Genomic DNA, 23,853 nt, shown 5'->3' on the forward strand with positions numbered 1-23,853 from the left:
CGCGCGAGGACCGGGTGGTGAGGGAAGGGCGGACATGGCGAGTCGGGGGACGGTCAGGGCCGTCAACGGGCTGACCAGGCGTTGGGCCGCGGGTCTGCCCGACGACGGCACGGTGTTCGCCGCGGCCGGGGTGTGGCCGTTGCTCGGGCTCCTCGCCGACGGTGCCGCGGGCCCCGCCCGGGAGGAACTCTCGGACGCGCTCGGCATAACGGCGGACGCCGCCGCGACGGCCGCACGCGAGCTGCTCTCCACCCTGGGGACGACGCCAGGCCTGACTGCCGCGCTGGGACTGTGGACCCGCGCCTCCCTGCCCCTCGAACCGGCCTGGCTGGACCGGCTGCCCGCCGACGTGCACGGACAGCTCACCGGCGATCCCGTCACAGACCAGTCGGCCCTGGACGCATGGACGGCCACGTGCACCCAGGGGCAGATCGAGGCCATGCCGGTCGCCGTGGACGACGGGACTCTGCTGGTGCTGGCCGACGCCCTGACCCTCCGTACCGACTGGATACGGCCCTTCGAGACGGGCGTGACGGAAGTCGCCACCGGGCCCTGGCGCGGCGGAGACCTCTCCTGTCTCTTCCGGACCACCGCCCTCCTGAACCGGGTCGGTGTCGCGGAAACGGCGGCGGGGCCTCTCACCGAGCTTCAGGTCATCGGCACCCGGGGCATCGACGTCCACCTGTACCTCGGAACTCCGCAAGCGACGGCACGTCAGGTGCTGACCGCCGCCGTGGACGTCCTCCAGGACCGCCGCCGGGTGATCCCCGGCGATCACCTTCCTACCGGCACACCGGGGCCCGGACTGACCGTGGCTCGCGTCCCCAGCACCGACCGCGAACCGCGGCTCCACGTGTCCACCGTGCCGTTCACGCTCCAGTCCCACCACGACCTGCTCGCCCGTCGCGAGCTGTTCGGCCTGGGCACGGCGGCGGACGCCTCGCGAGGCCACTTCCCCGGCATCAGTGCCGAACCACTGGCCGTCCAGGCAGCCGCACAGTCGATGACGGCGACGTTCGGCGCGCAGGGCTTCCGCTCCGCGGCCGTCACCGCCATGGGCATGTGCGCGGGCGGCATCCCTCGCTACCCCTTCCGGGTCCGCGAGATCAGGGCCCGCTTCGACCGGCCCTTCGGATTCCTGGCCCTGCACCGCGCCTCCCGCCTCGTCCTCAACGCCGGCTGGGTCACCGACCCCGATCCCGTCGAGGAACCCTCCGCGGAGTGGTGAGCGCCCGCTCGGTGGGACCAACTCTCACCCGAGCGGTCTGCCGACCTCAGCCGAGCGTCCGGCAGTCGTGCGCACGCGCCTTTTCTCGACCCTATGATCACTCCGCCCCAGGCTCCGCTGCGGCGACTCACCCCTCCGGGACAGGCAAGAAGATGACGAGCACCGCACCCAGAACGCACCTGCTCCTTGCCCGCTCCGCGCAGGCGGCGACGGCGGCGGCCGCCGTCGCGGACGTGTTCCGCGCGGTGTCGGTGCGGGATCACCATCTGCACCGGACGGACGACTCCCTGGGCCGGTCGGGCTTCGCCTCCAGCGTCTTCCTCTACTTGATGACGCCGACGGTCGTGCTGTTCCTCGTCTGGCTCTCCCGTTCCCGGCGCAACGCGCAGGAGCTGTCCCCCGAGGCGTCCGTACCGAGCCGGGGCTGGACGATCGGGGCGTGGTTCGTCCCGGTGGTCAACCTCGTCGCTCCTCGCCTGTGCGTCCTCGCCATCGGGCGCGCGAGTTCCGCGTCGTGGGCGGAGAAGCGGGACACGACGCTGGTGAATCTGTGGTGGGCCGCCTGGGTCGCGCACGCCGTGTCGCTGCTCGTAGCGGACCGGGTGAGCCCGGGATCCATGGCCTTCCTCGTGGTGGCGGAGACCCTGATGATCGCTGCGGCCGTGCTGCTGGTGCTCGTCGTCGAACGCGTCACCGCGCTCCAGAGCGCCGCGTTCGGTGCCGCCGTTCCCCTCGCGCCTCAGCCCCGGACGTGAGGCCGTCCCCGAGCCGGGACGGCCGGCCGCGACGGCCGCAAGCAGCGCCGTCACGGAGCCCGGTGTCGCGCCGTCACGCCCGGTGCTGTGCGGTGTAGACGGTCGCGGTCATCGACGCCGTCACGGGGCCCGTGCCGAGGCTCTCCGTCATCCTCCGGGTGACGGAGGCACGGACGGCCGCCGCGTCCTCGCGCGCCGCCACGGCGGCGCCGGCCGGTGTGCCGGTGAGAAATCCGGCGGCGACCGAGGCGGCCGACTCCGCGACGCCTTCCAAGGTGACCTGTTCCGCGGCGGCCAGGGCCAGACCGGCGGCCTCGAGATCCGCGGCGACGCGCTCGGGGTCGGTGTAGCCGTGCGGCACCTCCCGCAGGAACGGGGGCGCCCCGTCGGGCACGGTCTCTTCCAGGGCGGTCTGGAAGGCGGCGTCGAAACCGTGCGAGTCCAGCGGGCCCCAGCTGCTGAAAAGGAACCGTCCCGCGGGGGCCAGGACCCGGCGCACCTCGGTGTAGGCGGCGGGCCTGTCGGGGAAGAACATCACCCCGAACTGGCAGACGACGAGGTCGAAACCGGCGTCCTCGAAGGGCAGCCGCTGGGCGTCCGCCCGCCACCACCGTGCGCGCGGTTCGCGCACCGATCCGGCGGAGACCATCGTGTCGTTGAGGTCGGTCGCCACCACCGAGGCCGTCGGGGCGGCGGCGAGCAGTGCAGAGGTCAACGCCCCCGTACCTGCGGCGAGTTCGAGGACCTCGCGGGGCCGCAGCGCTACCGCCCGCGCCGCCAGGTCGGCGGCGAAGGGGCGGAAGAGGACCGGCACGAGGTGACGTTCGTAGGCCTCGGGCATGGACCGCGTCCATCGCCGGTTCGCGTCGTCTGTGCTCACCCGACAGACACTATCCCCGCCAGGGCGGTGGCGGCGGACCGACGCAGGTCACGCGGTGCGGTCCTGCGCCAGCCACTGGGCGAGGGCGGTCAGGGTGGTCTCGACGCTGTCCGCCATGTAGCGGCCGAGCGCGTCCAAGTCGGTGCGCGTGGTGCCGAGCACCGGGTCGAGCCGCAGCAGGCGCCATGACTGCTGGACGACGGTTCCGCGCCCTCGCGGGGTGAGCGTCCATTCCCAGTGCACGATCCCGTTCTCGGCGCCGCCCACGACGAAGCCGAACGCGGTCCCGGGGTCCGCCCGCACGATCTGGGAGCGGCTGGTCCACTCCCTGCCGTCCTTGCGGTTGCGGCCGCTGAACCAGGACCCGACCCGGGGCCCGTCCTGCGGGTCGAAGGCGACGTCGTCCGCGTTCGGACTCCACCGGCCGATCCCCGCTACGTCACTGATCAGGTCGTAGACGCGGGCGGGAGCGGCATCCACCCAGGCGCGCCGGGTGAAGGCGAAGTCCGCCGCCTCCAGTCCCGCGAAGCCCTCGGCGGGCTCACCGCCGGTCGCGGCCGTGCTCGTGTTCGTGCTCGTGGTCATGTGGTCCTCCAGGCTGCGTGCGGGATGCCGGATCGGCTGATCCCACTTCAGTCGTGTGCGCCGCCGTGTGCCAGTCCCGCTGCTGCCTATCCACAGCCGGGGCAGGCTGAGAACCCGGCGGCTGCCCATACTCGAAGACATGACAGGCAGAACACAGCTCGGTGACTTCCTTCAGGCGCGGCGTTCGCAGCTGAGCCCGGAGGACGTCGGAGTGCCCGGCTACGGGGAGCGCCGGCGCGTGCCGGGTCTTCGGCGCGAGGAACTGGCGCTGCTGGCGGGCGTGAGCGCCTCGTACTACACCAGGCTGGAGCAGGGGCATGCGCAGGGCGCCTCCCCGGAGGTGCTGGACGCGCTCGCCGGGGCGCTGCGGCTGGACGAGTCCGAGCGGCGGTATCTGCACGGGCTGGCCCAGGTGGACAGGCAGCGCACCCGGGGCCGGCGGCCCGCGCCGGAGCGGGTGGCGCCGGCGACCCGTCAACTGCTGGACGTCATGGGGGACGTACCCGCGATCGTGCTGGGCCGGCGTACCGACGTGCTGGCCTGGAACCGGCTGGGACACGCGCTGTTCGCCGGGCATCTCGACCCCGACGCCCCGGGCGTTCCGGAGCAGCGCCCCAACATGGCCAGGCTCGTGTTCCTCGACTCCCACGTCCGTGACCTCTACGCGGACTGGCCGGACAAGGCCAGAGCGGTGGTCGGCAATCTCCGCCTCGTCGCGGCCCGGCATCCCGAGGACGCGGCGCTGCACACGCTGTTGGGCGAACTGTCGGCCAAGAGTACGGAGTTCGGCGCGCTGTGGGCCGACCACCGGATCAAGGCGTGCACCGTCGCCGCCTACGAGATGCGGCACCCGCTGGTCGGTCCGCTGAGCGTCGTCCAGCAGACCCTGAGCAGTGGGCCCGGGCCCGTGGTGGTGGTCGCCACCACAGCGGCGGGCTCGCCCTCACGGGCGGCTCTCGCCCTGCTCGCCCAAGCCGTCGGTCCGACCGCTCCGCAGGACGGTCCCCTCACCGGGCGGACCACTCCGTACGGCGGTCGCCTCACCGCCCCGGAACGGGCGTGGCCCGAGCCGGGGCCGCGAGCCGGCGACAGCTGATCCACCACCGCGCACACGACACACCACCACACACCACCCGAGGCCACACCGCCCCTTCGCACCTCACCGGCCCATGCGTCGGCGTGCCGCTGCCGCATGCCCCGAATCGGTTCGACCAAGCAATTCGACAAGACAGGAAGACGTCATGCTCAAGAAGCTCTCTGTGTCCGCTGTGGCGGCAGGTGCCCTGGTCGCGGCCGTCGCCGCAGGACTCGGTCCCGTTGCGGCCTCGGCCTCCCCCGCCTCCGTCCCCTCCCCGTCCCCCACATCCGCATCCGCATCCGCATCCGCAGCCGCGGCCGCCCCGTTGAGCAACGCCCGGATCGCCGCGCACTTCGACCTGGCCCAGGGCCGGACACCGGAGAACATCGCGCTGGCACCGGACGGCAGCGCCTACGTCACCTTCGCCAAGGCCCGCCAGATCGCCGGGGTCTCCCCGAAGGGCGGGGTCCGGATCCTGGCCACCCTGCCCGAGCCCGCCGACGGCGGGGTCAGCACCCCGGCCCTTGGATTCCCGCTCACGGTCGGCATCGTCCGCGCCGACGACGGCACCCTGTACTTCCTCTACGCCACCGGCACGTCCGACCTCACCGGCGTATGGCGCCTGCGCCCGGGCGGCGAGCCGCAGCGGATCGCGGAGCTGCCCGCCGACGGTCTGCCCAACGGGCTGGCGCTGGACGCGCGCACCGGGACCCTCTACGTCGCCGACTCCGTGCGGGGCACCGTCTGGAGCGTGCCCGTGCGCGGCGGCTCGCCCACCGCCTGGTCGACGGCTCCGGAGCTGGCGCCCACGGGATTCCTCGGCGCCAACGGCCTCAAGGTCCACGAGGGGGCGGTGTGGGTCACGAACTTCGACAAGGGCACCGTCCTGCGCATACCCGTCCTGCGGAACGGCTCGGCCGGGCACATCCAGACCCGGGCCGTCGGAATGCCCGGGATCGACGACATCGCCTTCACCGGCCACGGCAGCCGGCTGCTCGCCGCCCTCGACGGGTCCAACGAGGTCGCGCTCGTACGGCCGGACGGGAGCCACTCCACCGTGCTGACGTCGGCCGACGGCCTCCAGAATCCGACGTCGCTCGCCGTGCGCGACCGTACCGTCTACGTACTCAGCGCGGGCTGGCTCACCGGCGAGGACCCCAACCTGATCCTCGCGCACCGGAACGAGCGGGCCGACGGTCAGCGGTAAGGCTCCTCAGTCGAGGTCGAGGTCCCCGACCGCGGGGTGGTGGAAGCGCTGCTGCCCGCTGCGGTGGCACTCGACGTCGTGCGCGTCCCAGCGCTCGGCGAACTCGTCGCTGCGGGCGGCGAGTTCGCCGACGAGATCGGCAAGGTCGGTGTTGCCGGGGGTACGGGCGGTTTCGGCGCGCAGGCTCCCGACGGCATCGTGGGCGATACGGTCCCAGTCGCGGTAGAAGCGGCGTGCCCGCGGGTCGAGGAAGACGAAGCGGGCCAGGTTGGGCGGCGGCCGTCCCGCGCATGGGTGCCGGCCGCCCCGGCGACGCCTGAGCCACCCGCCCGTCACGGGGGCCTGGTCACTGCTGGGGAGGCTGCGGCAGGCGCTGCCCGTCGGGGCTGATCCGGCCGGCGCGGATCGCCTCCTCCCGCGCCGCGGCTCTGCGGGCGTCCCAGTACCGCGACCTGATCTCGGCCATCGGCTCGCGCAACGCCCTCAGCATCAGGCAGGTCGTCAGCGTGACGACTCCGGTCGGGATCGCGATACCGCCCGCGACCTGCCAGAACAGCCGGGGGTCGGTCACCGAGCCGCCGAAGAGGACACAGAACCCGAGCAGGATCCAGCCGAGCCGGTACCCGGAATCCACCCCCTCGGCGTCGCCCGCGAAGGTCAGCCGGCCGGCGTTCACGAGGCCGTATCCCAGGAAGCAGAGCAGGCCGGCCGGGATCAGCCCGGCGAGCATCAGCACCGGCATCGGGATCGGCGGGTCGTCGTGGTTGGCGGCCCAGATCAGCGACTCGACCACCACCCCGGCGACGAAGACGAGCAGGCCCAGTGCGCTCAGCACGCCGCCGAGGATCTTCAGCCGCCCGCGCAGCACCGGGTCGGCGAGGGAGCCCATGTCGTCGCCGGGGTGCCGCCACCCGGCCAGGGCGCGTGCGACGCCCCTCGCGATCGGGATCACGCCCAGGACCACTCCGGCCACCAACAGCAGGGCGCCGACGAGGTGGTTGTGGTCGTAGAGCATGGCGATGCCGGCGAACAGGGCGAAGGTGCCGAACGTCAGCATCGCCCGGTACAGGGACATGGGTGGGGACCTCCGTGAAGACCTCGGGAAGGTTCTGCACCCTACCGACCCACCCTGCCGGTGGCTGCCCCGGCCCCAACTCCCTTGACGGGCACGCGGATCGGGTCCCGTGCACCGACCGCGCGAGCGCGTGGGCCCGCGGGGGCTGTCACGACGTCAGGGCGTCTCTTCGTCGAGGCTCGCGAGTCCTTGTTCCCAGCGGCGGCGGCGCTCCTCCTCGGTCTGGTCCCACCAGGGGGTGCCTCGCTCACCCAACGCGGTCTTCGCCCGGTGCACACGTGAGCGTGCCGCCCGTTCGGCCTCCGCGTCGCCCGCGGTCGTCGCGGAGCGCACCGCCCGACGGGCCGACATGAGATGCCGTCGCAGCCGGGCGGCCGTCTCCTCGGGGAGGGACGGATCCGTGGCCCGCCATCGGCGCCCCTTGATGACGACGAAGTGCCCGTCGGGGGTCGTCTCCGGTGACTGGTGTTCGGCCATGGCGACGATTCTGCCTGCTCAGGGCAGGATCGGCCGGTCCCCGCGGCCGCCGGGGCCGGCGTGACCCGCTGAGTAGGAGTACTCATGACGCCCACCGGGGCCGCGGGAAAGGATCGGGGGGTGACGACGTGGAGGAAGACGAGAGTCCTGCCGAGCATGCTGCCGTTGGCGGCGGTGGTCCTGCTGACGGCGGGGTGCGGAACGCAGCGGGCGGGGGACGCGGGCGACGCGTACCGGAGTGCGTATCCGACGCCGACCGGGGTGTCGACGCCGAGCACACCCGTGGATGTCCGCTGCCCTGGTGAGAGCTCCGCGCCGATCGCGCCGAGTGCTTCCACGGCGCCCCCGACACAGGACCGGAGCGGGCCGCCGGCCGACCACTACGCCGAGAATCACGGTTTCAGAGTTCCCCTTCCGCTCCACGGCCGGAGCCGCTGTGACGGGCTCACCGCCGTCGCTCGCGTCGAGGGGGCCCTCGAACCGCTGCGCCGACGCGGTGATTTCGCCCCGGACAGCGTGCGCAGCACCCTGATCGGCCTCGGCTACTCCGCCGAGCGGGTGCGGGCGTACCAGAACGGGTCCGGGGTCGGCTTCCTCATCGACATCGGCGTCTCCCCCTGGTGCGTGGAAGGCACGATGAGCGCGGACTCCACCCGGGCGGACGCCTTCGGCGGTTACCCCGACGGCTCCGACTGCGAGCCCCCGAGCGGCGGCCACTGACCGCGGCGCCGACGGGCCCGGCGTCACCGCCGCCGGTCCGGACACCGCCACGGCCGTCGTCACGGTGACCGACACCGGCGACCGGTACGGCAAGCCGGCATCGAGCCGATGGCCCGCACGACGGCCGGGGAACTCCCGGCCGCTTCGGACACCGGGACCCCCGAGCCGCCCTGGCACACCGAACTGCACAGGATCGCGTACGCCTTCTCCGCGGTGGCGCAGGACCACCCACGCCTCCTTCCCGTGGTCGCCACCCGCGCGCTCGCCGTTCCGGTGGCCCGGCGCCCGGCTCCCCTGCTCCAGCTCACCGAGCACATCCTCGCCGTGCTCTTCCGGGCCGGCTTCGACGAAGCGACCACACTGACGATCCACCGCGCGTTCGTGGCCTGGATCCTCGGCTGCCGGCTCATGGACGGGCGGCAGGTCGTCGACGACCCGGAAGAGCCGGACCCCGCACTGCGGTTGGGGCTGCACCGGCTGCCCGCCGCCGCCTACCCGCGTCTGCGCGCCCTCGTGCCGCGTATGGCCGAGTACGACGGCGAACAGGAAATGACCGCGGGTCTCGACAGCCTCCTCGGCCGGGGCGCCGCTTGACGCGTTCTACGGCCGGAGCGCACCCTGAGAATACGAGGTACACATCGGGCATATCCCTACGTCGGCGCGTCGCCGACACCGCTGACGTGATCCCGGCGGCGCCCGGGAAGAGGCCGCCATGTCCAGCGAGCACAGCACTCTGCGCGTCCGGGTCACGGCCCGGGACGCCGACACCCTGCGCACCCTCCTGCGCGAGACCCGCCCCGACGTCGGCGGCCGGGTCCGCCGCGACGAGGACGGCCGCTTCGGCGTCGACGCGTTCGTGTCCGCCGAGCAGGCCGAGGCCCTGGACCGGGAGGGGGTGACGGTCACGGTCCACGAGGACGCGACCGCGGGCGGACGGGCACGCCAGGCCGAGGTCGCACGGGGCGACCGGTTCGCTCCCGAGGACGCGGTCCCGCACGGGCTCGCCCGCAAGGTCCCGGAAGCCTAGGAGGGACGCCATGTATCTGAACGTCGACGAAGTCGAGTCGGCCGTGACCAGTCTGGCCGCCGCGTTCCCGGCCGCCGAACTCATCGAACTTCCCGAACCCTCCATCGAGGGCCGGGCCTGCCACGCCCTGCGGATCGGCACGGGTGCCCCCGGCGCCCACGACGCCGTCGTGCTGACCGGCGGCGTCCACGCCCGCGAATGGGGCAGCTGCGAGATCCTCGTGGACCTCGCGGCCGATCTGCTGGAGGCCCACCGTGACGGCACCGGGCTCGCCTACGGCGGTACCGGCTTCACGGCCGCCCAGGTCCGCGCCGTCGTCGACGGCCTCGACGTCGTCGTCTTCCCGCTCGTCAACCCGGACGGTCGCCACTACAGCCAGACCGTGGACCCGATGTGGCGCAAGAACCGCAACCCGGCCCGCTCCGGCGGGGATCCGGCCGGCATCGGCGTCGACATCAACCGCAACTTCGACTTCCTCTTCGACTTCGGGACCGCTTTCCATCCGGCCGCCCCGGTCCGGGTATCGGCCGACCCCGCCGACCCGCAGCAGGTGTATCAGGGCCCGAGTCCCTTCTCCGAGCCCGAGACCCGCAACGTCCGCGGGCTGCTCGACCTGTTCCCCCGCACCCGCTGGTTCGTCGACGTGCACAGCTACTCGCAGGACATGCTCTTCGTCTGGGGCGACGACGACAACCAGTCCCTCGACCCGGACCGGAACTTCCGCAACCCCGCCTTCGACGGCAAGCGCGGGCTGGCCGACGACCTGCTGTACGGGGAGTTCGTCCCCGACGCCGACACCGCCGACGCCGCCGGGCTCGCCGAGCAGTTCTGCCGGGGGGTGAAGGGCGTGCGCGGCACGGACTACACGCCGATGCCCGCCTTCGACCTCTACCCGACCTGCGGGACCAGCGACGACTACGCCTACGCGCGCCACCTGACGACGGCCCACAACGGCAAGATCCTCGGATTCACCGTCGAGTGGGGAAAGAACAGCTTCCACCCGCCGTGGCCGGAGATGGAGAAGATCATCCTGGACATCGACGCCGGTCTGGTGCAGTTCTGTCTGACCGCCGCCGCCTGACGTGCGCCGTCCCGCCCGTATCCCGGAACCGGGGAGCGGGCGGGACGGCATGGAGACCGAACGGGCCTCATGCCGCGCGGTGGAAGAAGAAGGGGTCGATCGACGGCGCCACCCGTGTGACGTTGTCGAGGTCGAACAGCTGGTGGCTGACGAAGTCGGCGCGGCGCTGGTAGGTCACGCCCTCGGGGAAGTTGGCGGGGTCGGGAGTGTTGTTGCCGGAGAAGACCCCGTAGAGGTCCCGGTCGACCGCCAGCAGACGGATGTAGTCGCCCAGATACGGCAGGAACCCCGCCGGCGGCACGTCGGCCGGCGCCTGGTGCAGCACATGGCGCTCCGCCGGAGTCGTCCAGCCGTCGGCCGTCACCTCCAGGACCGTCACCCACTGCTCCTGCTTGAACTGCTGGTACGCCAGTCCCACCAGGGAGTCCGCGGTGACGGCCAGGGCCGGGTTCTTCGCGTTGGTGACCGTGCGGACGTCCGCCGACCAGGTCTGCCCGTGGTCGGAGGAACGGCGCACGTGCAGGACGCAGCCCACTCCGGCCGCCCCGCCGGCCCGGTCGCACCAGGCCGCCCAGACGCCGGCGGCGTCCGTGGGGTCCACGGCGATCGCCAGGTCGCCGCCCAGGCGTTCCTGCCCCATCAGCGCGTTGAACCTCTCGGTCCGCTCGGTCACCACCCGCTGGCCGATGGCCGAGTCCTCGGCGTCCTTGAGGTCCTGGAACGGGTCCGGTCCGACGCCCCCGTCGTCGTCGCGGGTGACCACGACGTCGAACGTGACGTCCAGGGCGTTGCCGCCCGCCTGCGTGATGTCCTGCCAGCTCTGGAAGAGCGCGTACACCGTGCCGTCGGGGTGCAGCGCGATCCGTACCGGGGGTCCGTCCTGCCCGGACGGGGCGCGGCGGTCGATGACGTGGGGCCTGAACCCGGCGGGCGCCGCCGCCGTCCGGGCGTCGTCGGAGACCTCCACGGAGGCGGTCCGCGGCTGCTTCCCCAGATCGTTGTTGGCGACGTAGACGCGGTCACGGGTGGTGTCGTGCAGCCGGACGCCTCCCACCACGACCCACGGCTGGTCGGGCCGGTCCCGGGTGACCAGGACCTCCATGGGTTCCGTGGAGGAGATCCCGGGCGAGCGCAGGATCTGCATACGGGTCACGCCGTGCGGGTGCCGGCCGCTCAGGATGCCGGTGTAGAGGGTGCCGCCCCGGGGGGCGAAACCGACCGTGATGTCCCCGGTACCGGTGTCGATGTCCGCGCCGGGGACGATGCTCCGCAGGGACCAGGTGCTCCCGCCGTCCGTGGAGACGTAGATCGGGGCGAAGGGGCCTCCCATGGGGTCGGGGGTGAACGCGGTGGCGACCACCTCCTCGGGGTGTTCGGGGTTCACCGCGAGGTTGGGCTCGGCGTCCTGACTGGCATTGCCGCTCAGCGCGGCGGGGGTGATGTCGACGACTTTGAGCGTGGGCATGCCCGCTCACCTCCGTGCCGCCTGAAGCGTCTCGAGCTTCTGCACCGGCTGGTAGTCATCGGGATGAAGGATCTGGAACGGGGCCGACTCGGCCAGGGTGCCCTCGGTGCTGTGCAGCAGCCACATCCCCTCCTGCGAGGCCCGCGGCTTCGGCACGTCGTGCCACTGGAAGTCCCGGCTGTTGGGGTAGAGCACCATGAGCGGCCCGGGAGCCGGACGGCCCTGTTCCACGTGGGAGACGTCGAGCCGTGCGCGCCACCAGTCGGGGGCGTGCTCGGAGAACATGCCCTCGGGCACCGCCCCGGCGTCCACCTGTTCCAGGCCGACGACCACCGCGACGACGACGGCGTCCACCTCGTCGGCGTGCGCGACCATCCCCTCGTCGGCGATGTCGCGCTGGAGCGCGGTGAACGGCATCGGATCGGCCGACCTGGCCACCGCGGAGACGTTCGGGGCCACGGCGTCGGCGGGCAGCCTGCCGACCTCCGTGACGGCGAGGGTCTCGCCGTAGGCCGCTCCCTCGGTGAAGAACGCGGCCGCGTCCCCGACGGCCGGCGGGTCGAGTTCGGCGGACAGCTGTACGGTGACCTCGCTGCCGGCGAGTTTCCTGAACGCGTCGGGTGCATGCAGCACCGTGTCCACCTGGACCACCGCCGTCCGCTCGTCGGCCGGCACGGTCGCGAGCCGCGTCGCACCGAGCCGGGTGACCGTACCGAGGAAGCTCAGCGGGGTGCGCCGGACGAGGTCCAGCACGTTCTCGGGACCTTCGGGCATGACGGTCCTCCTCTCACCTCAGTCCGGTCGCCCTACCGCGAGGCGTGCGCCGTGGCGGGGTGCGTCCGGCGCCACTCCGTCCGGGCGGCGAGGGCGCACAGGACGGTGACCAGGGCCGTGACGGCCACGATGAGCCACTCGACGGCTCCGCTTCCGGCGTCGGGCTCGACGCCGAAGACCAGTTCGATCCAGTCGCGCCGGACGAGCGTGACGACGAACAGCAGCCCGGAAACCGTGCCCAGGGCGGTCTCCACCCAGAAACGTGACCGGACCGGCCTTGTCTTCTGCAAGGCGTGGAAGCCCATCTCGGAGCCTCCCTTCTTTCCCGCCCGGCAGTCCCGTCGGACCGCCGCCGGGCGGATCGACGACTTCTCGGGACAGCCGTCCGCCCGCCGGGGGCGCGGCTGCCGCCGAGGATGCAGGAACCTGGGGGCCGGCACACCGCGCGGCCTCCCGGCTCGCGACGAGCTCCGCGTCGGGTCCGCGACCGGACCACAGCCCCGCGTGCGGCCGGTGCCCCGGCGTGAGTTCCGACGTACGGCTACACCGCACACGTACCGCGTATACCAGTCTCCGCGCCCCTCCTCCCCAGGTCAAGCGGCCTGAGCAGGCTCAGGGGGCAGGACGCTGGTGCACGCTGACGGCGTACCCGCCGCCCGGCCGGTAGGGGTCGCCCGCCCAGGTGGCGAAGCGCTGGCGGAGCGTCAGTCCGGCCCGGTCGCACCACTGGTCGAAGTCCTCCAGCGTGACGGTGGGTTCCGGCAGCGGCAGGTGCGCCGCGTCCAGACCCATGCCGGTGACCAGCAGCCCGCCCGGACGCAGTACGGCGGCCAGCTGCCGCACGACGACCGGTTCGGTGCCGGGGGCCAGCAGGGGGACGACGTTCCCTGCGGCGAGGGCCAGGTCGAAGCCGGGCTCCAGGCCCAGGCCGTCGAGGTGGGTCAGGTCGCCGTGCAGCCATTCCAGTTCGGGGGCCGTACGGCGGGCTACGGCGAGCATCGAAGGGTCGACGTCCACGCCCGTGCAGCGGTGACCGAGCTCGGCGAGGCGGACGGCGATGCGGCCCGTACCGCAGCCGGCGTCGAGCACCCGGGCGCCGGGCGGGAGCAGCGCGTCGCAGAGGGTGGCCTCGCCGTGGACGTCCTGGCCCGCCGCGGCGAGCCGCGCGAAACGCCGGGCGTACTCCTCCCCGGCTTCGCCGCCTGTCAGTTCCGCCCAGCGGTCGCGTCCACTGCTCATGTTCTGTGTGCCTCCGTAGCCGACGACGAGGGCGAAGCCCCCGCCTCCCGGGCCGGCGGCCACCGCCACGGGTCCCGGCCCTGATCGCTCTCCGCCCATGACGTCGACGTCGTCGAGGACGACGTGACCGTGGACATCGTAGGCCCGTGCCGTCCCGTGGGCGTGGCCTGCTTGACCAGGGGGGTCGCCCCCTGCAAAGTCTGGTTGCGGCGCCGCGGCGGCACCGCCTCGTGCGTCGGGGCGGGCCCGCCCGTCCGCGGGCACACCCACGGCCCTGACACCCGGGAGCGGCTGATCCGATGGTCCTCGACCTGGTCGTCATCGGTACGGCCGTCACCCTGGGGCCCCTGCACAACAGCGCCTTCATCCTGCTGCTCTCCACGCGGCGCGGCGTCCGTCAGGGCCTGGCCTTCCTGCTGTCGTGGCTGGCGAACCTGATCGTGGTCATCGCCTGTGTGCTGCTGCTGACGGGCGGTCAGCCCCCCGCCCGCCACAGCGTGCCCTCGACGGCCGCGGTCGTCGCGAAACTCGTCATCGGACTCGCACTGGTGCTGTACGGCGCGTACCGGCACCGCCGTCCGCCGCGTCCGCACGGGCCGCCGCGCTGGACCGCCCGGATCGACAACGCCTCCGCGGGGGCGGCCGCCGGACTCGCGTGGCTGCTGCAACCGTGGGCCCTGGTCGGCGCGGGCGCGGCGACCGCGGTCGACGCGGACCTCTCCACGCTCACCGACTGGCTCGCGCTCACCGGCTACTGCCTGCTGGCCACCCTCAGCCTCATCGCCATGGAGGTCTACGTGGTCCGGGCGCCCGCGGTGGCGAACACGCGCCTGGACGCCCTGCGGACCTGGCTGGCGGAGCACCAGGAACAGCTGATCGTCACACTCTCCCTGCTCCTCGGCCTGTACCTGACGGCCCGGAGCATCGCCGAGCTGGTCGCCTGACGGGACTGCGGCGCCGGAAGCCACCCGTGCGGTCAGCCACGCCCGGGGCCACGGCCCGTGTCCCGGAAAGGCATGGTCGGGCAAAGCCTCGGGCCGGTGAGTGTCGCCGTCTTCTTCGCCGCGCTCGGATACGTGGTCCACGAAGGAGGCCGAACCCTGCCCGAGGGGCAGTCGCTGCCGACCTTGTTCCCCGTCAGCGTCGTGTCCGTCTTCGTCACGCTCGTCGCCGCACCCGTGCTCTTCCTCCGAGGCCGCCGCTACAACGGCGTCACCCTGCTGGACGCCCCCAAGCCCCGTCGGCTGCACGGGATCATGCCGGTGCGTCGGTGAGCACCGGGGACCGGCGGACGGGACGTGCGGTCGCCTCCGGGTTCTCCTACAGCTCCCACCACCAGGTTTCGAGGTCGCCGTCGTCGGCCGACTCCGCGGGGGCCGCGTAGGGCGAACACCGGGCGACGGACAGGGCGCCGGTGCGGCGCACGGCGGCGCGCAGGTCCTGGACGGCCGTCATCCCGGCGAGCTCGTCGACGTCGAAGGGACAGCCCACGGGGCCGCCGAGAAGGGTCTCGCAGCCGAACCCGTACCAGAGGCCCACGAGTTCACGGTCCCCCTCCTGCTCCGCGGCGACGGCGACCTCACGGACGACGTCGATCAGCCGGGCGGGGCGGAGCGGGGCGGCGTCCCGGCCCCGGAGCTCACCGGCGCCGACCATGCGCCGCCACAGTGCCGTACCGGCATCGCAGTAGAGGAACGGCGGGTCCACATAGCCGTCCTCCAGCCAGGAGTCGTAGCCGTCGAAGTCGGGGGCCTCCTCGTCGAACGTGCGCAGCCCGGTGAACCCGCTCAGGGCGTCGAAGGAGGCGGACCGGTCGGCGTGGTCCGGGTGCCGGGAGACCGGGAAGCGGTACGTGTACCCGCGCCGGAGCAGGATGTCGATCACGCGGAAGTGCGTGAACGAGCAGTCGAACCGGTGCTGGAAGCCGTACAGCGCCGCGATCCGGTCCCGTACGCGTGGGTCCTGCGCCCCGGCGTGGCCGTCCAGAAGGCGGACCGAGTCGGCGACCAGGTCCTCGATCAGATGATCCGACATCGACTTCTCCCCTGCTGGAGGCGGCGAACAGGCGCTCCGCATCCAACCAGTCCGTACCGACACGCGCGCGGGTGGGACCGCCGTGCGCGGGGCGGCGCTCACCCGCGCAGCGAGCGGGCTGCCGGACTGTCGCCCGTGAAGCGCTGCCCCATGGCGATCTCCTCGCCGACCACCGACCAGACGGTCTCGTCGTCCCGGAACGGGAGCGGATCGACGCCGTGCGTCTCCCGGCCGATCCGCTCGACCTCGCGCTCCAGACGCCCGAAGTCCGCTTCCTCGTCGGCTTCGTCGCCGCTGAAGGTGAACTCCGCGAGCAGGCGCTGGAATCGCAGGGCGACATGGATCAGGGAGGAGACGTCCGTGTGGAGTTCCCGCGCGTTCCCCTCGTCGGCGTCGAAGGCGTGCACGGTGCCCGCGGCGGGGTCGAGGGCGAGATGGGCGTTGAGCAGCCAGCCGATGACGGGCCACTCCCCCGCGTCCTTTGCGACGTCCTCGAAGTCCTCGGCGGGCACGACTTCGCGGACGAGGGGCAGCAGGCCGGTGACCTCGTCGGGCTCGCGCAGCAGGAGCGTCCCGGTGGGGACGCCGACGGTCCGAAGGAGCCGGGCGCCCTCCGAATCAGCGCCGCCGGACGGGAAGGCGGAGGCGGGCAGAACGGCGACCGACTCCTCACCGAAGACGTCGACGAGTTCGCTGCGGGTGACGGGGAAGAGCACTGCCTGACTCCGAACTCCTCGGCGCCGGGGACGCCGTGAGACTCTCGCGGGAAGAGGATTGCCGGCACAGCATCGCGGATCGCGCGCGCACGCGGCGACCGGCCTTACGTGAGCGTCCGGCGAACGGAATGTGGAGCGTCGGCATGACCCGAGGGCGGGTCACGGACCGGAAAGCGCCCCTGTCGGCCGCCGTCCGATATACCGTCGCCTTCTCTCACCGGCCGAACCCCCTGCGGCGGCCTCGCCTTCGGAAAGTCCTTGGAGAAGACGCATGAGCGATGTGGGCACCGGTACGGGCAAAGTGGTCGTGAACAGGGCGATGTCGCTGGACGGTTTCATCGCCGGCCCCGGCCACGCGATGGACTGGATCTTCACGCACCTGACGTCGGACACGTTCCCCGAAGTCATGGCGGCGACGGGTGCCATGCTCATCGGCCGGGGCACCTACGAGGTCGGCAGGCGTATGGCGGCCGACCAGGACGACGCCTACGACGGCGGAGCGCAGTTCGTCCTCACCCACTCGCCGCCCGACGAGCCGGACCCGGCGGTCACGTTCCTCACCTGCGACATCGAGGAAGCCGTCGCCACGGCCCGCCGCGCCGCGGGCGGCAAGAACCTGGAGATCCTGGGCACCGACGTGGCCGCGCAGTGCCTGCGGCGCGGGCTCGTCGACGAGATCTTGGTGTACGTCCTTCCCGTGCTGCTCGGCGACGGGGTCCGCCTCACCCCGCCGGGCCTCGGCAGGATCGAGCTGGAGCCCTTCGCCACCACCCGGTCGGGCGCCGTCACCATGCTCCGCTTCCGCGTACGGAAGGAGCCGGGCTCCTCGGGCAGTTGACGCGGCAGACGCACCCCCGGGCCGTACGGACGGCCGGCCGGCCGGCACCCGGTCCGGCAGGGCGGGGGGAACGTGCCGGTACGCTCCCGCTCATGACAACTCCTCAGACGCCTTCCGGGACAGCCGGCCGGCCGACGGCGCTGTGGCGTGCCTTCCTGGTCTCGTCGGGCGTCTTCCTCGCGGGCTGGGCGCTGTGCTGGGTGAACGCGTACGTCGTCAACGACGACCTGCCGAACGCCTGCGGCGATGTGCGCCGGCAGAGCTTCCCGCCGGAGGTCGCGTGCGCCTCCGCGGACGGCACGCTCAGCGGTACGAACGCCGGGTGGCTCGTGGCGCTGTTCTTCGCCTCGCTCGTCGTGTCCGTTCTGCTCATGAGCATGCTGGCGGCGCTCGCGGCCGTACGCCGGAAGTGACGCCGGGAGCCGGGTGCAGCACCTGGCCGGACGGGCGGACCTGCCGTGCGCGCCCGTCCCGGTCCTGGGACGGCATTCCAGGTGGTGCCTTCTTCGCAGGTCGGCGGGGGTGGGACGGTTCCACCCCCGCCGGTGCGGCGATCGCTGTTGTGATGCGCCGGGGGCGTCCCGGAAGCTCTGGGTGTCGCACCGGCCGGGCCGATGTCGCCCGGCAGCGCGGTACGGCGCCCACGCTCTTCGAGCGAGGACGTGCCGGCTCCCGAGCGGGGCGGCCACCCACGCAAGCCGAACCGGAAGAGGGCGAACACTCATGAGCAAGCGCACCTTCGCATCCCGTCGCTCCGGCCGCCATGCGGCCGTCGCCGCCGGCCTCCTCCTCGCCGTCGGACTCGGCGTGTCGACACAGGTGCCTGCGCAGGCGGCAGCGCACGCCCCGGCGAAGGCACCGGTCACCGCACCGCGGTCGGTCAGCGGCACGACCGGGCAGGCCGTGACGCGGGTCGCCGACTTCTACGGCGCGTACATCGACGCCAAGGGCGACTACACGGACCCCGACGCCACCCTCGCCGCGGCACTGCGCAAGCACTACCTGACGCCCGAGTTCGCCGAGCGGCTGGCGGTCCGGGAGCGGACGAACGGCGTCGACGGCGTCCTGCACGCCCCGAACGTCCCGACGCAGTGGACGGCGACCGACAACGGCGCCGTCGGCAACGGCCACGAGGTGATCGTCACCCTGACCTTCGGCAGCGGCGGGACGGCGCAGAGGACGAAGCTCTACGTGCTGCTGGAGCGGTACGACCACATCGTCGACATCACCACCACGACCAACCGCTGATCCGGCCCGGGGGATGCCGAACGACGGATTCGTCCGCGCTCCGGCTGGGCAGGGGACTACCCGAATGTCATGAGCACGACTGCCCTTCCCCCACAAGGAGGTCGATCATGCACGTCCGTACGCTGACCGGCGGCCTGGCCGCTGTCTGTCTCGCGTCGCTGGCCCTGACAGGCGGTCAGGCCGCCGCCGCGCCCCACTCGGCGAACGCCCCCGCCGCCGCCCGCGTCCTCACCTACGACGCGGGCGGCTCGGCGGAGTTCCGCGGCGCCGTCGACCGGGGCGCGGCGATCTGGAACGAGAGCGTCGACGCCGTCGAGCTCCGCCCCGTCGCCACCGGGCAACGGGCGAACATCCGGGTCCTCGCGGACAACGGCTGGCCGCGCGCCCTGCCCACCACCCTGGGCAACGGCACGGTGTACATCGGGCGCGAGGCCGTGAACGAGGGCTACGACACGGTCCGTATCTCCGCGCACGAACTCGGGCACATCCTCGGGCTGCCGGACCGCAAGCCCGGGCCGTGCTCGAGTCTGATGTCCGGTTCCAGTGCCGGCACCGCGTGCACGAACCCGTACCCGAACTCCGCGGAGAAGTCCGCGGTGGAGGGCAACTTCGGCGGAGCCCTCGTGGGCCGGGCGCCCGCGGTCCGCGACCGGGTGATCGTGGACTGACACGGGCCGCGCCGCGGACGCCCGGTACGGGCCCGGGGCCCGCCCTCGGGCCTTCGGCCCCCTACGGTGCGGCCGTCGGCCGTCGGCCGCACCGTAGGGGGACTGCGGCGCGGGCTCGCCCCAGGCGCGTCCGGCACATGCCCCGGCAGGCTCACCGGCCCGCGCCCCGGCGAGCGCGCCGCACGCCGAAAACCGGGTGCGCCCGGGCCGCCTCGCCCGGCATCATGGCCGACGTGATCACTCGTACTCGCCGAAAGGCCGATGCCGCGTAGACGGCCGGGCGCCCTGCGCACCGAACGACCTGCCTCCTCCATCTGGGGGCCGACCCCGCCGGTGCGGATCCACGGCCTCTCCGCCCGGGCGAGCCTGGTCATCCACCGGGTCGAGTACCTGAGCGGCGGTATCCACCTCGACCCGGGCGCCACCGACCGGGCGCTGCGGCGCTACCGCGAGTTCCTCCGGCCGTCGGGCAGCCGTCCGCTGTACCCGCGGGAGGCGTTCTGCGGATGCCCCGGATGCTCCTTCGACGACGTCAGGTACGCGCGTGACGTGCTGGAGGACATCCTGCGGCGACTGCCGGAACGGACCCGTGCCGAACTCGACCGGCTCGTGCGGCCGCTCGACGCCGAGCTCCTGCGCCGCACGCTGCCGGACCCCTTCGCCCACCGGCGGCAGTGGCGGACCGAGTACTGGTGGTACCGCCGCCTGGCCGACCGCTCGGAATGGGGCTGACGCGCCCACCCGGGGACGGCGACGGCCTCTTCCTCTCCCCCATCCCGCCGGACCGGGCCCGCTCAAGGTGGCCGGGCGTTTCGGTGCGGTGGGCCTGCTCGTCCTCGACGCCGCCGGACCCGCTCTGCGTGCCTTCCCGGTGACGGCCCGGTAGGCCCGGGAGCTCGCGACGTCGTCGCCCGAACCGATCACGCCGGAACCGATCACCTTCGGGCACTGCACGGCCGGACGGGACGCGTCCGCGCGCTGCTCACGGGAGCCGGGGTCGCCGCCGTGGTGGACGTGCGGACCGCTCCCGGCAGCCGACGCGCACCCGATCTGCTGCGCGAGCGGCTCGCACGGTGGCTGGACGTGGTGACGCATCCGGTCGGCGATGATCAGGACAGCGACCAGCCGACGGACGTACCCCGCCTGTCACTAGCCTGTTTGCCGACCCGTGGCGAATCCCCCACCACCCCGGCTCCCGATTCTCTGACCTGTGCGATTGCCCGCTTCCCAGAAGCCGATACGCCTGTCCGGGCGAGACATGTGCCGATCCGTCATGTTGCGGAGGTGACACAGCGTCGGTTACCTCAGCAGTGATGCACTATTCAGACTTTAGGCAACAGAACGGACAACGCTTCGCTGGAGGAGTTCTTGTGGGCAGTGCACGTGTTCGCCTCGGTGTCGGCCTGATGGCCGGTTTCCTGGCCCTTCCGATTCCAGTCGCCGCTGCGGCCGGTGACGCAAGTCTCGACATCCGCCCGCAGTGGACCTCCCACGGCTCCACTGTCACCGTGAGCACCACCGCATGCGGCGCCGACGTGACCTACGGCAAGGGCGAGTCCGAGGTCGCAGGCGCGTTCCACCTGTTCGAAGGCGAGAGCAAGGGCGTGCTCACCGGCGAGTTCACGGTACCGGAAGGATCTACGCCCGGCACCGACACCGTAACCGTCAAATGCCCGCCGCGGACCAAGATCACGGACTCGTACCAGCTCCCGACACGTCAACCGGACGGTGCCGTCGAGGCCGGTTTCGGAGACACAGGAGGGGAAGTCCCGCAGCTCGCTCTGGGCGCGGCACTGGTCGCCGCTGCCGCTGCCGGGGGACTGGTGAGGATGCGCCGCCGCTCGAAACGAAGCTGAGCCCCGCCGGCTCCCCCGGCTGGCGACACCCGGCCGGCTTCCGAGGCCTCCCTGGCCCGGAAGCCGCCGGGAACCGATCGTCGCCTCCCCTCTCCCCCCTGTAGACAAAGAACCCACCGCGATGGCCTCCAGGCGTACCAGCGACCCTTCCCCGTCCCCGTTCATCCCTTCGGCCAGGTCTTTGGCCTGGACGCTCGTGGCAGGGACCGTGCTCCTGGCCGGCGCGGTGCACGACGAGCAGCCACCACAGCCTTCCGCCGGCCAGGCACTCTCTCCGCTGCCAGGTGCCTCGGTGCACCGCACCGCCGCCCCGGCCGGCCCCGCCGTGTCCCCCCTCCCTCCCGCGGAACCGCTCCGGCTCCGGATCCCCGCCATCAACGTGAACGCCCCCGTCACCAAGCTGCACCTCGACTCGTCGGGGGCGCTCGAGCCCCCGCCCTCCGACGACCCCAATCGCGCCGGCTGGTACAGCGAGGGCACGGCACCGGGATCTGCCGGGACAGCCGTCACCGCGGGCCACGTGGACCTACCCACGGGCAACGCGGGCGTCTTCTACGGGCTCGGCGCCCTGACCAAGGGCAACACCATCGAGATCGACCGGGCGGACCGGCGTACAGCCGTGTTCACCGTCGACGCCCTCGAGGTCTACGACAAGGAACGCTTCCCGAGCAACAAGGTGTACGGCATCTCCGAGCGTGCCGAACTACGGGTGATCACCTGCGGCGGGGGCTACGCCAAGGACACCGGATACCAGGGCAACCTCGTGGTCTACGCGACACTCACCGCGGTCAGATGAGGCCATGGCTCGACGTCGGTCCGATCACCGGCCCGCACGTGGACGAGGTCTTCGCCGACTACGCCCGCCCCCGTGCAGTCCTCGTAGACGTACAGGTCAGAGCCTTGCGATCGTCATGCAGGCTGCTCGTTCCGTGGGGACGGGGGTCAGGAAGGCTTGACCGCCGAGACCGGGGTGGCAGTCACCTTGTTGTCGCACTCGGCCCACCACCCGTCGTTGAGGGCGACCTGATGCTTCCCGGAGTGCGGCAGCCCGATGACCATCGTCGGATACACCGCCGGGGTCCTGCCCGACACGCAGTAGCCGTCGCCCTCCCCCTGGACCTGGACGAAGGTCAGCTTCACCCACGCCTTGCCGTGCGGCCGGACCGTCACGGTGGCCGCCCTGCCGGTGGCGGTGACCTTGAGCGGGGTGTTGCGGGAGGGGGAGCCGTTGCCGGCGCCCGCGACCGTCGGATGGCCCTTCAGGACGCACGTCTTCCGGGAGACGTTGGTGAACTGCACGACCGCCGCTCCGGTCCCGGTCCCGACGGGCGGGTGGGCGGCCTGCCGGGCGCTGACCTGGAGGGCGGAAGCCGGGCAGGCGGGCGGCGGGGTGGAGGTGGTGGTGCTCGCCGCCATGGCGGTGCCGGTCAGGATGCCGGTCACCGCCGCCGCGACGGCCGTGACCGCCGTCGTCGCCAGAGCCGCCCTGCGAACGCCGTTGCTGTGCCGCATGCTGTCTTCCCCCTGAGTCATCTCGTACGCGGGTTTCGGTCGTCGGTTGTTGCCCCGCGGTACGCGTGGTCGTCGGTACGTGAGTGCAGACAGGGCGGGAGCGCGGCAGGTTCCGTGCGGCGACTGCTTGTGACGGAACGGTGACGGCAGGCTGCCTCCTGCGCAGATCGCCATCGGGGCGGACAGAAGGATCTCCAGCGCGCCCTTGTGCACAACGAACGCTGGTTGAGGCGGGGTTGATCGCACGTCGGCCACCAGGCGACACAGCCCTGTTCGTCCCCGTGCAGCTCGTCGGCGGGCCAGTGCTGGTACGGCGAACACAGGGCGGCGGAGTGGACCTGCACAGCCTGCGTCGCCTGGCCGGGAGTACCAGGATGCTGACGTCCGGTGCGGATCCGATAGGGGGCGGCGCTATTTCACCGCTCCGGTGCGGAACGGGTGACCGCCGTCGTCGATCCGTAGCGTGCCCGAGCGGGGGCCCTGCGTCCATCTCAGTTCGAGGTACCAGCGCACCTCGTTCTTCAACGTGTGCGTGGTGACGTCCAGGACCAGCGGGGTCCCGGCGGACGCCTGGTACGGGAAGCCGCGCCTCGGGCTCACGGCACGGGGTTCAGGGGCGTCCAGGTCCACGGCGAACGGGTGCTGTGCGTCGGCGCCTTGGCAGTCCGCGTAGGTGACTCCGGCGGGCGGGGCTTCGGCGGACAGTACCCGGACGTCCATGGCGGTCATGGTCACGGGGTCCTCTGCCGTGCTTCGCACCTTCAGGCGGACCGTCGTGGGCCGGGTCGTCCGAGTGCCGTCCGTCGGAGGGCAGACGTCGGCGGGCGGGACGACGGCCGCCGAAAGGGGGATGCTCCCTCCGGCCGCCCCGGCCTCATCGGTCGACGGGTCGGGCACCGTGACGGCCGGGACCGTCAGGTCCGGTACCGACTCGGCGCGGTACCGGTCGATGGCCAGCGCTCCGGAGGTGCTGAGGGCGACCACGGCGGCCCCCAGCGCGACGTACCGCGAGACGAACCGGCGGGATCGCGGCCTCGGCTCCTCGACAGGCGGCGGGCTCTGGACGACCGGTACCGGCGCGGGCACCGGTACCCCCGCCCCCTCCGACGCGGTCGTCCCCCTCCCGCGCCGGGCCTGGTCCGCCACCGCCCATCGCCGGTGCAGCTCCAGCAGCTCCTCGGGGTCCGCCCGGCAGATCCGGCCGAAGCGTTCGACCGGGGCGAATTCGGCCGGCACCGAGTCACCGGTGCAGTAGCGGTGCACCGTCGAGGTGCTCAGGTGCAGCCGGCCCGCGAGAGCTCCGTAGCTGAGGCCCGCGCGCTCCTTCAACGCGCGCAGCATCTCGCCCAGCCCGGCCGCCGTATCGGCGTCCCTCACCGTCCCCACCCCA

General features: G+C 72.6%; 30 protein-coding genes and 1 pseudogene. 18 read left to right on the top strand and 13 right to left on the bottom strand.

Annotated features, from left to right (window positions below; translation table 11 throughout):
* Positions 1–34 precede the first annotated feature (34 nt).
* Together Saso_RS24005 and Saso_RS24010 are read left to right on the top strand one after the other, a co-directional pair.
* On the top strand, positions 35–1,228 hold the full coding sequence (locus Saso_RS24005) for a serpin family protein (RefSeq protein WP_189921811.1): 1,194 nt from the start codon (positions 35–37) through the stop codon (positions 1,226–1,228).
* 152 nt (positions 1,229–1,380) lie between these two features.
* Complete coding sequence (locus Saso_RS24010) at positions 1,381–1,983, top strand: DUF4328 domain-containing protein (protein ID WP_189921809.1); 603 nt, start codon at positions 1,381–1,383, stop codon at positions 1,981–1,983.
* 73 nt (positions 1,984–2,056) lie between these two features.
* Here the strand turns inward: Saso_RS24010 and Saso_RS24015 are convergent, their stop codons facing one another.
* Positions 2,057–2,824 carry a class I SAM-dependent methyltransferase gene (locus Saso_RS24015; protein ID WP_189922191.1) on the bottom strand — a complete coding sequence of 256 codons (768 nt, stop codon included), beginning with the start codon at positions 2,822–2,824 and terminating at the stop codon, positions 2,057–2,059.
* A gap of 87 nt (positions 2,825–2,911) precedes the next feature.
* Positions 2,912–3,448, bottom strand: coding sequence for an SRPBCC family protein (locus Saso_RS24020; RefSeq protein WP_189921807.1), 537 nt, complete (start codon positions 3,446–3,448; stop codon positions 2,912–2,914).
* A gap of 139 nt (positions 3,449–3,587) precedes the next feature.
* On the opposite strand from Saso_RS24020, the gene Saso_RS24025 reads away from it, so the two are divergent.
* Entirely contained in the window at positions 3,588–4,544 is a 957-nt protein-coding gene (locus Saso_RS24025; RefSeq protein ID WP_189921805.1) for a helix-turn-helix domain-containing protein, read from the top strand.
* A 145-nt stretch (positions 4,545–4,689) separates the two neighbouring features.
* Entirely contained in the window at positions 4,690–5,733 is a 1,044-nt protein-coding gene (locus tag Saso_RS24030) for an SMP-30/gluconolactonase/LRE family protein (protein ID WP_189921803.1), read from the top strand.
* A 6-nt stretch (positions 5,734–5,739) separates the two neighbouring features.
* On the opposite strand, the gene Saso_RS24035 is transcribed toward Saso_RS24030, so the two are convergent.
* The 3 genes from Saso_RS24035 to Saso_RS24045 all read right to left on the bottom strand — a co-directional run bounded on the left by Saso_RS24035 (position 5,740) and on the right by Saso_RS24045 (position 7,285).
* The gene (locus Saso_RS24035) at positions 5,740–6,069 is read right to left on the bottom strand and encodes an MmyB family transcriptional regulator (RefSeq protein ID WP_229901264.1); all 330 of its coding nucleotides are present in this window, start codon (positions 6,067–6,069) and stop codon (positions 5,740–5,742) included.
* A gap of 10 nt (positions 6,070–6,079) precedes the next feature.
* Positions 6,080–6,808 carry a hypothetical protein gene (locus Saso_RS24040; protein WP_189921801.1) on the bottom strand — a complete coding sequence of 243 codons (729 nt, stop codon included), beginning with the start codon at positions 6,806–6,808 and terminating at the stop codon, positions 6,080–6,082.
* 156 nt (positions 6,809–6,964) lie between these two features.
* The gene (locus tag Saso_RS24045; protein WP_189921799.1) at positions 6,965–7,285 is read right to left on the bottom strand and encodes a hypothetical protein; all 321 of its coding nucleotides are present in this window, start codon (positions 7,283–7,285) and stop codon (positions 6,965–6,967) included.
* Positions 7,286–7,801: 516 nt separating this feature from the next.
* Between Saso_RS24045 and Saso_RS38390 the strand changes: the two genes are divergently transcribed.
* The 4 genes from Saso_RS38390 (at position 7,802) to Saso_RS24065 (ending at position 10,113) form a co-directional block, all read left to right on the top strand.
* Entirely contained in the window at positions 7,802–8,005 is a 204-nt protein-coding gene (locus tag Saso_RS38390; RefSeq protein ID WP_229901263.1) for a hypothetical protein, read from the top strand.
* Positions 8,006–8,113: 108 nt separating this feature from the next.
* Positions 8,114–8,599, top strand: a complete 486-nt coding sequence (locus Saso_RS24055; RefSeq protein ID WP_189921795.1) for a TetR/AcrR family transcriptional regulator C-terminal domain-containing protein — start codon at positions 8,114–8,116, stop codon at positions 8,597–8,599.
* Between the two features lie 118 nt (positions 8,600–8,717).
* On the top strand, positions 8,718–9,032 hold the full coding sequence (locus Saso_RS24060) for a hypothetical protein (protein WP_189921793.1): 315 nt from the start codon (positions 8,718–8,720) through the stop codon (positions 9,030–9,032).
* A gap of 10 nt (positions 9,033–9,042) precedes the next feature.
* Positions 9,043–10,113, top strand: a complete 1,071-nt coding sequence (locus tag Saso_RS24065; protein ID WP_189921791.1) for a M14 family metallopeptidase — start codon at positions 9,043–9,045, stop codon at positions 10,111–10,113.
* A gap of 67 nt (positions 10,114–10,180) precedes the next feature.
* Here Saso_RS24065 and Saso_RS24070 read toward each other — a convergent pair whose 3' ends face one another.
* The 4 genes from Saso_RS24070 to Saso_RS24085 all read right to left on the bottom strand — a co-directional run bounded on the left by Saso_RS24070 (position 10,181) and on the right by Saso_RS24085 (position 13,591).
* Positions 10,181–11,578: a hypothetical protein gene (locus tag Saso_RS24070; protein ID WP_189921789.1), complete on the bottom strand. Its 1,398-nt coding sequence runs from the start codon at positions 11,576–11,578 to the stop codon at positions 10,181–10,183.
* Positions 11,579–11,584: 6 nt separating this feature from the next.
* A complete protein-coding gene (locus Saso_RS24075; protein ID WP_189921787.1) occupies positions 11,585–12,352 on the bottom strand; it encodes a hypothetical protein in 768 nt (255 codons plus the stop codon).
* 32 nt (positions 12,353–12,384) lie between these two features.
* Positions 12,385–12,606 (bottom strand): ABC transporter permease, encoded by a 222-nt coding sequence (locus tag Saso_RS24080; RefSeq protein ID WP_229901262.1) that lies wholly within the window; start codon positions 12,604–12,606, stop codon positions 12,385–12,387.
* A 358-nt stretch (positions 12,607–12,964) separates the two neighbouring features.
* Positions 12,965–13,591 carry a class I SAM-dependent methyltransferase gene (locus Saso_RS24085; protein WP_189921784.1) on the bottom strand — a complete coding sequence of 209 codons (627 nt, stop codon included), beginning with the start codon at positions 13,589–13,591 and terminating at the stop codon, positions 12,965–12,967.
* A 299-nt stretch (positions 13,592–13,890) separates the two neighbouring features.
* Here Saso_RS24085 and Saso_RS24090 point away from each other — a divergent pair, with 299 nt between their 5' ends.
* Both Saso_RS24090 and Saso_RS24095 read left to right on the top strand, forming a co-directional pair.
* Positions 13,891–14,535 carry a GAP family protein gene (locus tag Saso_RS24090; protein ID WP_189921782.1) on the top strand — a complete coding sequence of 215 codons (645 nt, stop codon included), beginning with the start codon at positions 13,891–13,893 and terminating at the stop codon, positions 14,533–14,535.
* Positions 14,536–14,631: 96 nt separating this feature from the next.
* Positions 14,632–14,865: a hypothetical protein gene (locus tag Saso_RS24095; RefSeq protein WP_189921780.1), complete on the top strand. Its 234-nt coding sequence runs from the start codon at positions 14,632–14,634 to the stop codon at positions 14,863–14,865.
* 46 nt (positions 14,866–14,911) lie between these two features.
* On the opposite strand, the gene Saso_RS24100 is transcribed toward Saso_RS24095, so the two are convergent.
* Complete coding sequence (locus Saso_RS24100; RefSeq protein WP_189921778.1) at positions 14,912–15,625, bottom strand: hypothetical protein; 714 nt, start codon at positions 15,623–15,625, stop codon at positions 14,912–14,914.
* Between the two features lie 98 nt (positions 15,626–15,723).
* Positions 15,724–16,341 (bottom strand): SUKH-4 family immunity protein, encoded by a 618-nt coding sequence (locus Saso_RS24105; protein ID WP_189921776.1) that lies wholly within the window; start codon positions 16,339–16,341, stop codon positions 15,724–15,726.
* A 271-nt stretch (positions 16,342–16,612) separates the two neighbouring features.
* Here Saso_RS24105 and Saso_RS24110 point away from each other — a divergent pair, with 271 nt between their 5' ends.
* The 8 genes and pseudogenes from Saso_RS24110 (at position 16,613) to Saso_RS24140 (ending at position 21,747) form a co-directional block, all read left to right on the top strand.
* A complete protein-coding gene (locus tag Saso_RS24110; RefSeq protein ID WP_189921774.1) occupies positions 16,613–17,179 on the top strand; it encodes a dihydrofolate reductase family protein in 567 nt (188 codons plus the stop codon).
* A 92-nt stretch (positions 17,180–17,271) separates the two neighbouring features.
* The gene (locus tag Saso_RS24115) at positions 17,272–17,592 is read left to right on the top strand and encodes a hypothetical protein (protein ID WP_189921772.1); all 321 of its coding nucleotides are present in this window, start codon (positions 17,272–17,274) and stop codon (positions 17,590–17,592) included.
* A gap of 310 nt (positions 17,593–17,902) precedes the next feature.
* Complete coding sequence (locus Saso_RS24120; RefSeq protein ID WP_189921770.1) at positions 17,903–18,427, top strand: hypothetical protein; 525 nt, start codon at positions 17,903–17,905, stop codon at positions 18,425–18,427.
* Positions 18,428–18,534: 107 nt separating this feature from the next.
* Positions 18,535–19,095 (top strand): snapalysin family zinc-dependent metalloprotease, encoded by a 561-nt coding sequence (locus tag Saso_RS24125; RefSeq protein WP_189921767.1) that lies wholly within the window; start codon positions 18,535–18,537, stop codon positions 19,093–19,095.
* Between the two features lie 261 nt (positions 19,096–19,356).
* The gene (locus Saso_RS24130; RefSeq protein WP_189921765.1) at positions 19,357–19,827 is read left to right on the top strand and encodes a hypothetical protein; all 471 of its coding nucleotides are present in this window, start codon (positions 19,357–19,359) and stop codon (positions 19,825–19,827) included.
* 187 nt (positions 19,828–20,014) lie between these two features.
* Positions 20,015–20,175 (top strand): annotated as a pseudogene (locus Saso_RS38395) (DUF488 family protein); the annotation flags it as partial.
* A 290-nt stretch (positions 20,176–20,465) separates the two neighbouring features.
* Positions 20,466–20,951 carry a sortase gene (locus Saso_RS24135; RefSeq protein ID WP_229901261.1) on the top strand — a complete coding sequence of 162 codons (486 nt, stop codon included), beginning with the start codon at positions 20,466–20,468 and terminating at the stop codon, positions 20,949–20,951.
* Between the two features lie 121 nt (positions 20,952–21,072).
* The gene (locus Saso_RS24140; protein WP_229901260.1) at positions 21,073–21,747 is read left to right on the top strand and encodes a class F sortase; all 675 of its coding nucleotides are present in this window, start codon (positions 21,073–21,075) and stop codon (positions 21,745–21,747) included.
* A gap of 146 nt (positions 21,748–21,893) precedes the next feature.
* On the opposite strand, the gene Saso_RS24145 is transcribed toward Saso_RS24140, so the two are convergent.
* On the bottom strand, positions 21,894–22,463 hold the full coding sequence (locus Saso_RS24145) for a DUF4232 domain-containing protein (RefSeq protein WP_189921763.1): 570 nt from the start codon (positions 22,461–22,463) through the stop codon (positions 21,894–21,896).
* Positions 22,464–22,874: 411 nt separating this feature from the next.
* Complete coding sequence (locus Saso_RS38400; protein WP_229901259.1) at positions 22,875–23,840, bottom strand: helix-turn-helix domain-containing protein; 966 nt, start codon at positions 23,838–23,840, stop codon at positions 22,875–22,877.
* Positions 23,841–23,853 lie beyond the last annotated feature (13 nt).

Origin of the sequence: Streptomyces asoensis, from assembly GCF_016860545.1 — a bacterium.
Classification (GTDB): Bacteria; Actinomycetota; Actinomycetes; order Streptomycetales; family Streptomycetaceae; genus Streptomyces; species Streptomyces asoensis.

Bases quoted from the DNA above. Each gene is read 5' to 3' on its own strand.
- Saso_RS24020 (WP_189921807.1), bottom strand. From the start codon at position 3,448: ATGACCACGAGCACGAACACGAGCACGGCCGCGACCGGCGGTGAGCCC.
- Saso_RS24005 (WP_189921811.1), top strand. From the start codon at position 35: ATGGCGAGTCGGGGGACGGTCAGGGCCGTCAACGGGCTGACCAGGCGT.
- Saso_RS24010 (WP_189921809.1), top strand. From the start codon at position 1,381: ATGACGAGCACCGCACCCAGAACGCACCTGCTCCTTGCCCGCTCCGCG.
- Saso_RS24120 (WP_189921770.1), top strand. From the start codon at position 17,903: ATGAGCAAGCGCACCTTCGCATCCCGTCGCTCCGGCCGCCATGCGGCC.
- Saso_RS24090 (WP_189921782.1), top strand. From the start codon at position 13,891: ATGGTCCTCGACCTGGTCGTCATCGGTACGGCCGTCACCCTGGGGCCC.
- Saso_RS24030 (WP_189921803.1), top strand. From the start codon at position 4,690: ATGCTCAAGAAGCTCTCTGTGTCCGCTGTGGCGGCAGGTGCCCTGGTC.
- Saso_RS24045 (WP_189921799.1), bottom strand. From the start codon at position 7,285: ATGGCCGAACACCAGTCACCGGAGACGACCCCCGACGGGCACTTCGTC.
- Saso_RS24015 (WP_189922191.1), bottom strand. From the start codon at position 2,824: ATGCCCGAGGCCTACGAACGTCACCTCGTGCCGGTCCTCTTCCGCCCC.
- Saso_RS24055 (WP_189921795.1), top strand. From the start codon at position 8,114: ATGGCCCGCACGACGGCCGGGGAACTCCCGGCCGCTTCGGACACCGGG.
- Saso_RS24085 (WP_189921784.1), bottom strand. From the start codon at position 13,591: ATGAGCAGTGGACGCGACCGCTGGGCGGAACTGACAGGCGGCGAAGCC.
- Saso_RS24060 (WP_189921793.1), top strand. From the start codon at position 8,718: ATGTCCAGCGAGCACAGCACTCTGCGCGTCCGGGTCACGGCCCGGGAC.
- Saso_RS24100 (WP_189921778.1), bottom strand. From the start codon at position 15,625: ATGTCGGATCATCTGATCGAGGACCTGGTCGCCGACTCGGTCCGCCTT.
- Saso_RS24125 (WP_189921767.1), top strand. From the start codon at position 18,535: ATGCACGTCCGTACGCTGACCGGCGGCCTGGCCGCTGTCTGTCTCGCG.
- Saso_RS24025 (WP_189921805.1), top strand. From the start codon at position 3,588: ATGACAGGCAGAACACAGCTCGGTGACTTCCTTCAGGCGCGGCGTTCG.
- Saso_RS24110 (WP_189921774.1), top strand. From the start codon at position 16,613: ATGAGCGATGTGGGCACCGGTACGGGCAAAGTGGTCGTGAACAGGGCG.
- Saso_RS24140 (WP_229901260.1), top strand. From the start codon at position 21,073: ATGGCCTCCAGGCGTACCAGCGACCCTTCCCCGTCCCCGTTCATCCCT.
- Saso_RS24070 (WP_189921789.1), bottom strand. From the start codon at position 11,578: ATGCCCACGCTCAAAGTCGTCGACATCACCCCCGCCGCGCTGAGCGGC.
- Saso_RS24065 (WP_189921791.1), top strand. From the start codon at position 9,043: ATGTATCTGAACGTCGACGAAGTCGAGTCGGCCGTGACCAGTCTGGCC.
- Saso_RS24075 (WP_189921787.1), bottom strand. From the start codon at position 12,352: ATGCCCGAAGGTCCCGAGAACGTGCTGGACCTCGTCCGGCGCACCCCG.
- Saso_RS24040 (WP_189921801.1), bottom strand. From the start codon at position 6,808: ATGTCCCTGTACCGGGCGATGCTGACGTTCGGCACCTTCGCCCTGTTC.
- Saso_RS24115 (WP_189921772.1), top strand. From the start codon at position 17,272: ATGACAACTCCTCAGACGCCTTCCGGGACAGCCGGCCGGCCGACGGCG.
- Saso_RS24130 (WP_189921765.1), top strand. From the start codon at position 19,357: ATGCCGCGTAGACGGCCGGGCGCCCTGCGCACCGAACGACCTGCCTCC.
- Saso_RS24145 (WP_189921763.1), bottom strand. From the start codon at position 22,463: ATGCGGCACAGCAACGGCGTTCGCAGGGCGGCTCTGGCGACGACGGCG.